General features: G+C 50.7%; 10 protein-coding genes. 9 read left to right on the top strand and 1 reads right to left on the bottom strand.

Going from position 1 to position 12,716, the window contains the following annotated elements; genetic code table 11:
- Positions 1-3,376, top strand: a 3,376-nt coding sequence (locus QZP87_RS09845) for a helicase-related protein (protein WP_291322747.1), incomplete at its 5' end; no start/stop codon positions are given.
- A gap of 200 nt (positions 3,377-3,576) precedes the next feature.
- Here QZP87_RS09845 and QZP87_RS09840 read toward each other — a convergent pair.
- Positions 3,577-4,230: a GntR family transcriptional regulator gene (locus QZP87_RS09840; protein ID WP_291322746.1), complete on the bottom strand. Its 654-nt coding sequence runs from the start codon at positions 4,228-4,230 to the stop codon at positions 3,577-3,579.
- A 386-nt stretch (positions 4,231-4,616) separates the two neighbouring features.
- Here QZP87_RS09840 and hisD point away from each other — a divergent pair, with 386 nt between their 5' ends.
- From hisD to QZP87_RS09800, 8 genes are all read left to right on the top strand, one after another.
- Entirely contained in the window at positions 4,617-5,930 is a 1,314-nt protein-coding gene (gene hisD / locus QZP87_RS09835) for a histidinol dehydrogenase (RefSeq protein WP_291322745.1), read from the top strand.
- Positions 5,931-5,974: 44 nt separating this feature from the next.
- The gene (locus QZP87_RS09830; RefSeq protein ID WP_291322744.1) at positions 5,975-7,141 is read left to right on the top strand and encodes an iron-containing alcohol dehydrogenase; all 1,167 of its coding nucleotides are present in this window, start codon (positions 5,975-5,977) and stop codon (positions 7,139-7,141) included.
- 287 nt (positions 7,142-7,428) lie between these two features.
- Positions 7,429-8,424: a TRAP transporter substrate-binding protein gene (locus QZP87_RS09825; RefSeq protein ID WP_291322743.1), complete on the top strand. Its 996-nt coding sequence runs from the start codon at positions 7,429-7,431 to the stop codon at positions 8,422-8,424.
- Between the two features lie 206 nt (positions 8,425-8,630).
- Positions 8,631-9,173, top strand: a complete 543-nt coding sequence (locus tag QZP87_RS09820; protein WP_291322742.1) for a TRAP transporter small permease — start codon at positions 8,631-8,633, stop codon at positions 9,171-9,173.
- A 12-nt stretch (positions 9,174-9,185) separates the two neighbouring features.
- Complete coding sequence (locus QZP87_RS09815; RefSeq protein WP_291322741.1) at positions 9,186-10,469, top strand: TRAP transporter large permease; 1,284 nt, start codon at positions 9,186-9,188, stop codon at positions 10,467-10,469.
- A 38-nt stretch (positions 10,470-10,507) separates the two neighbouring features.
- The gene (locus QZP87_RS09810; RefSeq protein ID WP_291322740.1) at positions 10,508-10,888 is read left to right on the top strand and encodes a RidA family protein; all 381 of its coding nucleotides are present in this window, start codon (positions 10,508-10,510) and stop codon (positions 10,886-10,888) included.
- 185 nt (positions 10,889-11,073) lie between these two features.
- A complete protein-coding gene (locus QZP87_RS09805; RefSeq protein ID WP_291322739.1) occupies positions 11,074-12,081 on the top strand; it encodes a D-cysteine desulfhydrase in 1,008 nt (335 codons plus the stop codon).
- 297 nt (positions 12,082-12,378) lie between these two features.
- On the top strand, positions 12,379-12,716 hold a 338-nt coding region (locus QZP87_RS09800), incomplete at its 3' end, for an aldehyde ferredoxin oxidoreductase N-terminal domain-containing protein (RefSeq protein WP_291322738.1).

The following is a 12,716-nucleotide window of genomic DNA, read 5'->3' as shown; positions in this document are numbered from 1 at the left end:
TGCCCTGTATGTGTCTGGTTCCCTCAATGAATCCAGACAGGCCCTTGTGGTTAATGCTGAAAACATAGATGTTCACTGTAGTTGGCAGGGTGAGGTGGAAATGCAGCGTACCCGGGAGGCCCAGCAGGAATTTGACCTGTTGTGGACCAATTCCCACCCGCATTTCCAGGTCTTGTCCCTGCCCGAAGCTGTGCAACGCAAACTGGTGGACCTGGCCGGAGAGGTGCACAGACCTACTGAGATTGACGGTACGAGTGCAGCCCCTCTGGACATTGCTGCACCTTCGCCCACAGAGCGGCTGCAGTTTGCCATGCTTGCAGATGGACCTTATCTGCTGCATGGGCGCTATGTGGGCATGGAGACGGCCCCGGTAAAGCCCTGGCCGCATCAGGCCGTTGTGGCCAGACGTATTTTATCCACTTATCCTTTTTCCTATCTCATGTGCGATGAGGTGGGACTGGGCAAGACCATAGAGGCCGGGCTGATTATTCGTTCACTGGTGTTATCCGGCATAGCACCCAGAGTGCTCATAGCTGCCCCGGCCAGTTTGACCAGGCAATGGCTCCGGGAGATGTCCGGTAAGTTTCTATTGCCCTTTTCACTGCTGTATGGCGGCCAGAATCCCAGAAAAGAAAGTATTTATCCCCACCAGAAAACATTGCCTGCCGGTTCTCTTTTTGAAGAGGATTTAAGCATTATTTCCACGGGTCTTCTGGTCAGGAAAGAGCCTGTCCGGCAGTTGAAGCAATGTCCTGGTTTTGATCTGACTCTTGTGGATGAAGCCCATTATGCCCGCCGCAAGGACCCCAACAGGGGCGTTCAGGCTGAACCCAGGTACGGCAGCCTGTACAGGCTGATTTCCAGAAACCTGCGTCCGGCTACGGACTGCCTGTTGCTGGCTACAGCCACCCCGATGCAGTTGGACCCTGTGGAGGTCTTTGACTTGATCAGCCTCACCAACAGGGTCAGTAGTTTTCAGCACGATCCAGGTCTGTTCATCTGGTATTTCTCAATTCTCAGCCGGATTGTAAATGACCATGAACCCGAAAGTGAAGAATGGGAGTTCTTGCGTCAATGCCTGGAAGATATTCAGGGACATGATCCCATGTATATGGATTTTTTGCAAAAGGCAGTTCTGGATACAAGAGTCCGTTCCAGTTACCGCCGTTTCCGGGAAAGGGGAGTGGTACCCAGGGGCAGGGATCTCAAACGCATGCAGAGGTTGTTTTTTGCTGCATCACCCCTGTCCAGGGTCATGCTCAGACACACCAGGTCCCTGCTGGAAATATACAAGGAAAAGGGTGAACTGCAGGACAATCTGGCCAAGAGGCATATTCTGCCATTGCAGCGCATCACGTACACTGAAAATGAAAGGCACTGCTACATCCGGCTGGAGGAATACTGCCGCCGGCTGGCTGGATGCATTAAAAACCAGGGCGACAGAGCCAACAGGGCTTCTATCGGATTTTACCTGAGTTTTCTGCGCCTGAGATTCGCCTCCAGCTTTTATGCCTTGTCCCAGACCCTGCAAAGGAGGCTGGAGAGGATCATGGCCACTCTCAAAGCTCAGGAAGAGCCCCTTGATGAATACAGAGCAAGCGAGACAGAGCTGCAGGACCTGCTGGAAGCAGGGGACGAAGATCAGCAGCTGGTTCAGAGTGTGCTGCGCAATAGAACTGTAGATGACCTGCAATGGGAACAGGGCTTTGTCCGGGAGATGATCGATGATTTTGAGCGTCTGCCGCCTCTGTCATCGAAAATGAAGGCCCTGCTTGGCATATTGGAGCAAAGAAGTATACAGCAGTCCGGGAGATACGCCCAGACCGTAATTTTTACCAGGTTTTTCGACACCCTGACCGACATTGTAAACACCCTTGTGCGTCAAAAGCCCGGCATTCTTGTGGGCATGTATTCAGGACAAGGCGCCCGGTATATGAACCCCCGGACCAGAAGACTGGTGGGTACCGATAGAGAGACCGTCAAACACCTATTTCTGCATCAGGATATTGATATTCTTGTCTGCACGGATGCCGCAGCTGAAGGGCTCAATCTGCAGACTGCAGACCTGCTTGTCAATTATGACCTGCCCTGGAATCCCATGAAGGTGGAGCAGCGCATCGGGCGCATCGATCGTATCGGACAGGAAAATGAAAGTGTGCAGGTGATCAATCTGTGTTATGCTGATTCTGCTGAGGCACTGGTTTACGGACGCCTGCTGGAGCGGTTGTCTTCTGTGGACAGTATTGTAGGTTCACAGCAACTCTCTCTTCTGCCGGTGGGGCAGGAGGATTTTCAGGAGCTTATTGATGGAAAGATTGACCAGCAGGCCCTGGAAACCAGGGTCAGAAAAAGACTGGAGGAGACCAGGTCCAGAATAGCCAGCAGGGAAATACCGGCCAGGGAGCTTTATGAGATTTATGCCAACCTGGAACAGTCCGGTCTTACTCCTGAAAGCCCAGTTAATATGGATACTATCTGGTCCATTCTGTCGGGTTCCAGGACACTTCAGGCCTGCGGATGCGAAGTTGACGGTTCAGCCGGTCACAAGACCATAATCCTGCGCAACATAGAGGGTGTCCCGGAAGAAACTCTGCTGACTTCTTCCAGAAAGACATTTGAATATGGATCATCCCCGGATAATGCCGGGCTTCATTTTGCAGGTTATGGCGACCCGGTTTTTCACAAGGTGCTGCAGCGTGTATGCTCCTGGGAACTGCCGGACTGCCTGCACAGGATCCAGGTCCATAGCCCAGGGGGAAAGGCCAGTCTGGTGGGCTATGCTGTTGCTGTAAAAAATGACCCGGACCAGACCGGCTGCACCCTGGTACTGCGTCCGGATGATCTGGAAAATCTAGACATCGATGAAAATGCAACACTTTCCCGTGAACAGATTAAAGCCATGGAAGTCAGGCTGCAGGAGATGGCCCGGGAAGAGTTTTCTTATCTTGTCCGGGGGGCTTTTCTGGAGAAAGAAAACATAAAGGCCGCTCTCTCTCAACAGATGCTAAACTATCTCATTATCCGATTCCTGATAAATTTTGAGCAAAAAATGGGTATGGCGGAAAATCTTTTCTGGGATGAGGTGAAAAAACTACAGGCAAGGTTTCAGGAAAAGCACAGCATTCAGATAATACTCTCCCGGGAAAAAGTATCTTCCCTGACTGGCCTGCTTTTTATGCCCCAGGAGTATGTTTCAGGAGACAAGGCCCTGCTCAATGCCCCAGCCGGTCTGCTCTTCACGGCTCTGGATGCTGTCTGCAGGCTGGCCAACAGTATGCACAGGTCCAGGGCCGAACTGGAAACAGAACAGGTGCTGGCCAGGATGGAGCGGGAAATGGAAATGCTGGAAAAGCAAATAAAAAAACTGGACCTGTGATAATAATCGTCTAACGCTGGCTTTGCCCGCAACCCAAAAACATATTCTCACGCAAAGGCGCAAAGGTCGCCAAGGAAGACAGGATAACTTTTTTCATTTGTCACTCGTTTCTCGTGACAAATGAAAAGGCAGCCTTGTCCAAAACCGTATCCCGGTTTTGGACAATACCTCCATGTTTGTTTGAAATTTGTACTAAGCGTCTAAAGCATAAATGGGCTATACACCTTTTTAATCAGCTTCAGCCCGCTTTTTATGTTTTGCTGCAGGTTTTCTTTGAGCATGGCCTCATCTTTTTTTCTGAGGGCATCCAGAATCTGATCGTGCTGCGCATGCATACGGTTTAAATAGTTGCTGTCGCGGGGACGATTGATCAGGAAAATGTCTACGGACTCCATAAGCTTGTCCACTACCAGGCAAAGGTGAGGTAGCCTTGAATATCCGTAAATCTGAGAGTGAAAATTACGATCCAGGTGGTATAATTCATGGAGATTCAGTCCTGGATCCATTTCAGACAGTATGGATTCAAGCTTGGCTATGTCTTGCTCATCCACATTTCTCATGGCCTCCAGGGCCAGAGTCGTTTCCAGCTTGACCCGCATTTCATATATGATCTCAATCTCCCGCATTCGCGGAGCCTCAGCAACTACAGCACCCTTATAAGGAATATTCCGCACCAGACCGGAACGATCCAAGCGCATTAAGGCTTCCCGGATCGGCCCTTTGCCTATTCCCAGTTCATCCTCCAACTCCGAGATTACAAGGTGAGTTCCAGGTAGTTTTTCCCTGGCAATAATCATATCCCTGATCCGTTGATAAGCCGCCAGAGACTTCAAATCACATTTGTTGTTTTCCATTTTTTCTCCATCCAGAAGCACATTTGGATTGTGCGAGAATTCATCCAGTCAATCCTCCAATACGGCCCAAATTATATAGGTATTCACCTAAAAGCTGATATGACAAGGTGTTTACATGAAAAACCTTACAAAGTTAAGAGCAATTTGACATAAAAAATTATTTAAAAAATTTAAAAAAATATTTTATAAAATATTGACAGCTATTTTGACTGTCAGTAAACAGGAGTCAATGCTTTACAATCAAGCTGGGTTAACCATTCGGGTAACGAAGGATACCGGCCAGTAATCACCATCGACGATACCCTGAATGGTTACAGGCTGAAAGACGGCTGGTTTGCAAAAAATTCTAAATTCATGCCAGCAAAATAGTTAGAAATCACCGCCCTATGCAAAAAGTTAAAATTGCAATCAAAACCTCTGAATACGGCAATTCCAGGCTCAAAGAGACTGTTGCGCTTCTCCTCGATGCCATCCGAACCCGGGGTGAATCCGCCGTCCGGGAGATGGCTGCGCAATACGACGGCTGGTCAGGAGAGTTCGTGCTCCAGGAGGACAAAAAGCAGCGGTTGATTGCCAGAGTTCCGGAACAGGTCAAGACTGACATCTGTTTTGCTCATGACCAGGTATTTAGATTTGCACAGATGCAACGCCAAAGCATTCAGGATTTCGAGGTCCGTCCCCATCCCGGCGTGCGCCTGGGGCAGCGCGTTATGCCGGTGGATGTAGCCGGGTGCTACGTACCTGGAGGCCGATTCGCCCATACCTGCTCGGCCGTCATGAGTGTAGCTACTGCCAGGGCTGCTGGGGTACCCTTTGTGGTGGCCTGCTCTCCTCCCAGAGGAGAGAGTATCGACCCGGCTGTAGCTTTTGCCATGGATCTTGCCGGAGCGGACATGATTCTTGAACTCGGCGGCGTACAGGGAATTGCGGCCATGGCCTACGGCATTTTTTCAGACAGGCCGGCCAACATCCTGGCTGGTCCCGGTAATGCTTACGTGGCCGAAGCCAAAGCCCAGCTGGCAGGAGACGGAACATGCGGGATCGATGTGTATGCAGGTCCTACGGAATCAGCGATCATCGCGGACCGCAGTGCGGACCCTATGACTATTGCCATTGACCTCGTTTCTCAGGCGGAACACGGCCCGGATTCACCGGTCTGGCTGTTCACTGATTGCCGGGGTCTGGCGGACCGGGTGCTGAACCTGGTGCCAAGGGTGATCGCGGACATGCCCAATCACCATGTCCCGAAAGCCGCCTGGGCTGACTTCGGCGAAATCATACTCTGCAACGACCGTGACGAGATATGTCGGCTTTGCGATGCCTATGCCCCTGAGCATGTCCAGATTCTGGCCGCAGACCCGGATTGGTGGCTGGAAAACCTCCGGTCCTACGGCTCTCTCTTTCTGGGAGAAGGAAGTACGGTTGTTCACGGTGACAAGTGCTCTGGAACAAACCATATTCTTCCTACAAGAAAGGCCGCCCATCACAGCGGAGGCCTGAGTGTGCACAAGTTTTTAAAAATCTGTACATATCAGGAGATCGACAGGGCTGCCAACAAGCGTTTCAGCGCTGTTGCCTCAAGGCTTTCCAGGATAGAGGGCATGGAAGGTCATGCCCGGTCATGCGATTGGCGTCTTAACAAATTCTTCCCGGACGAGAACTGGGATTTTCACGTCCACAAAAACCTGATTAATTTATAACTTGCGCAACGATTAAACCACATTCCACGAAAAAGGAGCGAATCATGAGCTTAGACAGGCCGTTTGATCTTTTTTGCCCCACTAAAATCAGATTTGGTGTCGGGATTACGGCTGAAGCAGGCGCAGAGGTCAAGACGCTGAATGGCAGTAAAGTCCTTGTTGTCGCCGATCCTGGAGTGGCTAAGTCAGGATTACTGGAAGGCATTTTAGAGTCTCTGAATAAGGAAAACCTGCCGTTTGTCGTGTTCGATCAGGTAGAAGTCAATGCCACGCTGAGTTCCGTCATGAAAGCCTCAGAACTACAAAAAAAAGAACAGTGCGACATTATGCTTTTGGTCGGCGGTGGAAGCACCATGGATACGGGAAAAGGCGTTGGCTGCCTGGCCACAAACGAGGGACCTCTGCCTGCCTATGAGGGTCCCGAAAAGTATTGCAACCCGCCCCTGTCATCGATCGCCGTTCCCACTACGGCAGGAACCGGCAGTGAGCTCAGCTTTGGCGCGGTTCTCTACGATGAGGAACGCAACTACAAATTCTCCTTTCGCAGCTGCATGCAAATCCCCAAGGTCGCCCTGCTTGATCCCCTCCTGCTCCAAAAGCTCCCCTCCCATGTAGCCGCTGCAAGCGGTATGGATGCACTCTCCCATTGTGCTGAAGCATTCGTTTCCAAATGGTCAACACACATTACAGATGCTTATTGCCGGCAAAATTTCCTGCTCGTGGGCAAATATCTGCGCCGCTTTGTCGCCGATCCCGCTGATACTGAAGCCGCAGGAGCCATGCTCCAGGCGAGTTCAATGGGATCGATGGCGTTTAATACCGCCCGACTAGGCTTGGTTCATGCTATGGCTTCCCCTCTGGGAGCCCACTTTCACCTGCCGCACGGTACTGCATGTGCTGTACTGATGCCGGCTGTAATGCGATTCAACATGCTTGCATGTCCGGAAAAGTACAGAGAGATGGCTCTGTTGCTGGAGGGTACAGCCCCGGGAAACAGGATAATGGAACAAGCGGAATCCGCTGTATTCGCTGTAGAACGGCTCCTGGATGACCTTTCTTTGAATGTACCTGTGGATGGATCGGCTGTCAGCGAGGACAAGCTGACACAAATGGCTGATGAAACATTATCATCAGGAATGCAGCTTACGAATCCACGTAATGTTACAAAATCAGACGTAATCAATGTATATAAAGATTACTTCAGTATTTAAGGTTCGATAACCGCCTTGATCGTCGATGATCAAATGTACAGCTCAAAGATGATACTCATCCCCTGCTCATCAGCGTTCGGCGGAGCACAAAAATGGGTTCAAGCTGGTATTCTTCATTTTGGCGAAATATAATTTCAGATGCTTTTTTCGGTGTTTGATGGCCCGGAGTTATTTATCAGTAACTGAAAATTGAGGAGGTGGAGTACTTCAAGCGCTGGTATTCTCGTTGCGTGTATCTTATTGCGGAGATGCGACAAATAAACCCTTAACGTTGTGGAGGAACCAAGATGTTTAAAAAAGTTATTCTTCTGGCAGTATGTTTTTTTATGTTATTCGCCATGATGGCAGTAAGCGCTTCCGCCCAGCAGGTCATCAGGGTCGGTATGGGTGATCCCATTGATTCGGACCAGGGTGCTTTCGCCCAGCGTTTCAAGGAAGTCGTGGAAGGGTTGTCCAATGGTGACATCAGGGTGGAACTCTTTCCTGGCGGCGCCCTGGGTCAGGAACCGGAGATGCTCCAAAATGTACGTATGGGACAACTGGAAGTTGCCATAGTAGCCGTGGGCAACGTGGCGCCTTTTATACCCCAGTACGCGGCCCTGAGCTATCCCTACCTTATTGAAACCCACTACGATGCTGTCAAGGCTACCACAGGTTATCTCGGTAACTACTGGAACGAGATCAGCAAGGAAAAGGGAGGTTTTGAAATCCTTGGCTGGACTTACTCCAACTTCCGCTATGTGACCAATTCCCGCCGCCCAGTCTGCAATCTGGAGGACATCAAGGGTCTAAGAATCCGTGTTCCGCAAAACAGGGTCATCCTGGCGTCTTTCAGAGCCTGGGGTGCCAACCCGGTCCCCATGGCCTGGGCCGAAACTTTTACCGCATTACAGCAGAGAGTAGTGGACGGACAGGAAAACCCCTACATAGTCAACTACACCATGAAGTTTCACGAGGTGCAGGACTATATCACTGAAACCCATTATCAATATTCTCTGCAACCAATGATCATCGGCGTCAATACCTTAAAGAACATGGACGACGAGACCCGGGAAATCATCATTAGAGCCGGGATCGAGGCCCAGCAATACGGCTTGCTTTTTCAGGTTTTAGAAGCCGAAAAAGCCAAAGAGGCTATGCAGGCCGAAGGCGTTGAGGTGTGCGAACTGGAAGACGAGGATAAATGGCGGGAAATAGCCATGGAAAAAGTCTGGCCTGAGTATTACGACTTTGTCGGCGGGAAAGAAGTCATCGACACCATGCGCGAGCATCTTGGCAAGTAACCTCAATATCTGACCTTGACCTCTCCAGGGACACAGAACCTTGGAGGGGTCATTTTTACATATGTTCAGAGTTGTTGTTCATTATCGTGCAAACATCCATACATATGACAGGCTGTCTTGCTGATACTGCAGCGACACCTTCTCCTAAACAGCAAGCGTTGGAGCTATGCCCCTCTATGTTCATCTAACCGCCTGGAGAAATCCTTATGGCCAAAAAAATATTGCACATTCTCGACAACCTGGAACGATACATCTGCGTGGTCCTGCTGTCTTTTTTCGTCACCGTTTTGTTCTTGCAGATATTCCTGCGGGCCGCATTCAATATTGTTCTGCCTTGGAGCGAAGAACTTTCCCGCTTTTGTTTTGTCTGGTTCGTTTTCTTCGGGGCGTCCTATGCTGCCAGACTGTATGCCCACAATAGAGTTACAATGCAGTTCAAACTGTTTCGCCCGGCGATTGGCAAATTTTCGCAGATATTCACTGATTTGATCTGGATCGGCTTCAATGTGACCATGATCCATGAAAGCATCAAGGTCATCAACAATATGCAGTTATTTGCCTTTCATTCCCCGGCACTGGGCTGGAACATGGCCTATCTCTATTATATCTTTCCCATCAGCTTCACCTTGATGAGCCTGCGCATCATACAGGTTAATTACATTATGCATGTCCAAAAAGAGGCAATGGGCGATGTTGACAAGGTTGACGCTGAGGCCATGACAAAACTGGTCGAGAAGTCGGGTAACTAAAAGGAGCTCATCATGTCACCAGCAACCGTCCTCTTCGGGTGTTTCGTCATCCTGCTGCTAATGGGAAGTCCCATTGCCGTAGCCCTGGGCGTTTCAGCCATGATCACCTTCATTTATGTGGGAACAGATCTCTCCAGTATTGTCCAGATCGCCTTCAATTCGGTCAACTCATTTCCCATCATGGCCCTGCCTGCCTTTGTCCTGGCCGGAGCACTGATGGATTGCGCCGGTATTTCCAAACGGCTGGTACACATCGCTGAGACCATGGTAGGCAAGATCAGCGGCGGTCTGGCCATCACCACAACCTTGTCCTGCGTATTCTTTGGAGCCATTTCCGGCTCAGGCCCGGCCACTACCGCAGCCGTGGGCATGCTGATGATTCCGGCAATGATAAAGAAGGGCTACAACAAGGGCTATGCCGGCGCGGCCACGGCCAGTGCCGGAGGAATCGGTATCATTATCCCCCCCAGCATCCCCATGGTCATCTACGGCGTAACCGCCCAGCAATCCATCGTCAAGATGTTTATAGCCGGCGTAATTCCCGGTCTGATGATCGCCATGGGTTTGATTATAGTCCATTATCTGCGCTGTCGGGGAACCGGCTACAGCGACGAAATGGAGAAGTTTTCCCTGCGTCGGTTCCTGCTGGCCGTAAAGGACGGTATCTGGGCCATTCTTGCACCGGTGATCATCCTGGGCGGGATATATTCCGGAATCTTTACCCCCACGGAAGCAGCCATAGTAGCCATTTTTTATACCCTGTTCGTGGGCATCTTCATCTACAGGGAGATCACCTTTGCAGGCCTGGAAAAATCTCTGACCACAACGTCCTGGCTGACCGGGCGCGTACTGATCATTATGTTCACGGCCTTCGCCTTCGGCAGAATCCTGGTAGAGAACCGTATCCCGGATCTCATCGCCCAGCATTTGTTGAGCATAACCTCTGACGTCCATCTTCTTCTAATTCTGGTAGTCGTGTTTCTGTTGTTCCTGGGCATGTTCATGGAAACCCTGGCCCTTATCTTGATAGTCACTCCGGTCCTGCTTCCGGTTATGACCATTCTGGGAGTAGACCCTATTCACTTCGGCATCATTCTGGTCTGCTGCTGCGGTGTGGGGTTTTCCACACCTCCTTTGGGGGAAAATATGTTCATTGCCTCAGGTATCGCCAATGTCTCTCTTGAAGAAATATCCTGGAAGGCCCTGCCCTTTTGTGCCGTTACCATAGGCATGATCATCCTTATGGTCTTTTTTCCGCAAATCGTCCTGTGGCTGCCAACAGCCCTGGGTTACTGATCCCCAACTTTATAACTTAACCATCACTGGAGAAACACATGTCGAAAACCGTTATTCACACCAACAAGGCTCCGCAAGCAGTAGGACCCTATTCCCAGGCAGTAGCTTCTGGATCGTTGCTCTTTACCTCAGGCCAGTTGCCCCTGGATCCGGAAACCGGAAACATGCTTCAGGATTCCATACAGGTCCGGGCTGAACAATGTCTGCGAAATCTGCAAAACATTGCCGAGGCCGGTGGTACGAGCCTGGATCGGGCGGTCAAGGTTACGGTGTTTCTGACCAACATGGCCGATTTTCAGGCCGTAAATCAGGTTTACGCCCAGTTTTTCAAGGAGCCGTACCCCGCAAGGACAGCCTTGCAGGTGGCAGCCCTTCCACTGGGCGCTGATATTGAGATTGAGGCTGTATTCGAGCTTTGAGTTACTTATTTCAGTATCTGTTTAGCGCTTTGCATGTGGTACGGGGACTGGCTCCCCCCGCACTTGTTTTAAAAAATTCCGTCAAACCTCCTTCAGAAAAATAAGTGTGGGGGGCCTGTCCCCTGCTTTCCTAAAAAAACGCTAAACAGATACTAATTTAATCATAACAGTCAGGAGTGAATATCATGAACTTTACCAAGTTTCCCCGTCGTGCCTACCTGCAAGGAGCTACCCCCATCGAGCGCATGGAAAACCTGAGCAAAGCCCTGGGAAAGGATGTCAATCTGTTTGTCAAGCGCGACGATCTGTTGCCGGGGGCCGGCGGGGGAAACAAAACCCGCAAACTGGAATTCAGCCTGGCAGATGCTCTGGAACAGGGAGCGGATACGATCATTACTTGCGGTGCGGTCCAGTCCAACCACAGTCGGCTGACGGCCTCCTGGTGCTGCAAGGAAAATCTGGATTGCCACCTGATACTGGAAGAACGGGTCAAGGGAACCTACAGCCCTGAAGCAAGCGGAAACAACTTTTTATTCGACCTGTTAAACATAAAGAGCATTGCTGTTGTCCCCGGCGGTTCGGACATGATGGCCGAAATGCGCAAAAAAGGGGATGAACTGAAATCCCATGGTAAAAAACCCTATATCGTCCCCGGAGGAGCGTCCAACGCCATTGGCGCCCTGGGCTATGCGGTCTGCGCAGAAGAAATCATGAACCAGTTGAATGTGGCGCACCTTGGCATCGACCACATCGTCGTGCCCTCCGGCAGCGCTGGTACACACGCCGGCATGGTTGCAGGCATGTTCGGCACGAATGCCAATATCCCGGTCAGCGGAGTCAACGTCTCCAGACCCAAGAAAGATCAGGAAGACATCGTTCACAACCTGGCTGAGGAGACTGCGCAAAAGCTGGAAATGAAGATGTCCATCCCCAGGGAGGCGGTCGTCTGCTACGACCAGTATGTCGGCCCCGGCTATTCCCTTCCCACGGACTCCATGGTCGAGGCGGTTCGCATCTTTGCCAAGCATGAAGCCATCTTACTGGACCCGGTATACTCAGGCAAGGCGGCTGCCGGCCTCCTGGATCTGGTCCGTTGCGGACATTTTCCACGGGGCAGCAATGTCCTGTTCCTGCATACCGGTGGCTCACCCGCGCTGTATGCCTGTATGCAGACGTTCAGGAAAGAAAATTAATACAGGTAGAAGGTTAATAATGTTTCAGGCTGCATGTCTGGAGGACCTGACTGCTTTTATTTAAGCCAGCCATTTTCTTACAGCTTAAAACCTGAAAACTATGACTTTTCTTAACACTACAGCGAAACTTATTTATTGACCTCCGGGGACTGGCTCTCCCCGCACTTATTTTTAAAACCTGTCAATCATCCTTCAGATAAATAAGTGCGGGGGTGCCTGTCCCCAATTGAGACAGGTTATAATTTTTTGAAGTTTCGCTGTAGTGTTAATTGACAAAACCATTAAAGGAGTCTTCATATGCCTTTTGGTTACAACGGAAAAATACTGGTCGTGGATCTGACCAACCAGACCTGGTCCGTGGATGAGCATGATGAGGCCTGGTACCGCACCTACTGGGGCGGCGGGTCCCTTGCCTCCTGGTATATGCTCAAGGAAATTCCGCCCAAGGCTGATCCCCTGGGGCCGGACAATGTTCTGGTGTTTGCGGCATCCGTACTCTGCGGCAGCGGAATATCAGGCTTCAACCGTTATACAGCAGCAGCCATGAATCCTTTGACCGGCGGCTTTGGAGAGTCTGAGGCGGCTGGTTATTTCGGACCGGCACTCAAGCATGCCGGCTTTGATGCGGTAGTACT

The organism is Desulfonatronospira sp., assembly GCA_003563255.1.
Classification (GTDB): domain Bacteria; phylum Desulfobacterota; class Desulfovibrionia; order Desulfovibrionales; family Desulfonatronovibrionaceae; genus Desulfonatronospira.
The sequence above is the reverse complement of the archived record's forward strand: the minus strand, read 5'-3'. Positions and strand labels throughout refer to the sequence as shown.